A 923-nucleotide genomic window follows, 5' to 3' on the forward strand; every position below is an offset into this window, starting at 1 on the left:
GCAAGAGTTCTGAGTTACCGAATTTATTTCGAGTAACGCAGGACATATCTTGCTATTTGCTCCGGCGCAAATAAATCCGTCCGTGAAGGACGGAAGTCGAGTCCCTCAAAAAAGAACGCTTTATGCCTCGAAGACTTCGGCTTACCGCTTGGGTGCAAAGTTACTAAGCGTTGTGCCTAAATCACTTACCTCTTACGGAGCCACAAATACGCAAATCGAAGCCACAAGTACGCAGTTAGCAAAAAGGGCAGAAACAAGGGGATAAAGGCTTCTATATTTGCCCCGTCAAACAGGTGTTTGCAGGTTGGTGGACATACCTGCCTGCCCAAGTCTGAAAACCTGTCCGCAGCCATTTGAACAGACAATTACGGAAATGGAAATAGGAATGAGAATGTGTACAAGTTATTGCACCCGTCACCCCTCACACCCTTGCGCAAGGGTACAAGTGTGGACATATGGATGGGTGGACGTGTGCAAGTATGCCTCCCGTCATATAGCTCCACCCTTATACAGGGAGGGACATATCCCGAAAGGCGGGTCTATGTTCCCTTATTGGAATACCTTACCATATGCCTGTCCGGGGATTTATTCCCTCACAGACTCGTTTCCATATCTGCTTTTTCAAGGAAACAAACCAAGGCGTGCATGCGCCTTTCCTCACATATATGTAGAACCATTAAACAGAAAATGAAATGAAAAAGAAACCAGTTTTCATTGCCTTCTCCACCCAGAAGGGCGGTGTCGGCAAAACGACCTTTACGGTCTTGACGGCAAGTTACCTGCACTATGCCTGCGGGTACAACCTTATTGTGGTGGATTGCGACTATCCGCAATTCAGCATCAATGCCATGCGTCAGCGTGACGCACAGGGCGTAGATCGCAACCCCGCGCTGCAAGAATTGGCAGCCACCCAATTCTCCGAA

The 923-nt window shown here is 48.2% G+C and carries 1 protein-coding gene; it reads left to right on the forward strand.

What is annotated here, in order from left to right:
• Positions 1-692 precede the first annotated feature (692 nt).
• On the forward strand, positions 693-923 hold a 231-nt coding region (locus tag BN93_RS15945), incomplete at its 3' end, for a ParA family protein (protein WP_044261209.1).

Origin of the sequence: Prevotella conceptionensis 9403948, from assembly GCF_000312305.1 — a bacterium.
GTDB lineage: Bacteria > Bacteroidota > Bacteroidia > Bacteroidales > Bacteroidaceae > Prevotella > Prevotella conceptionensis.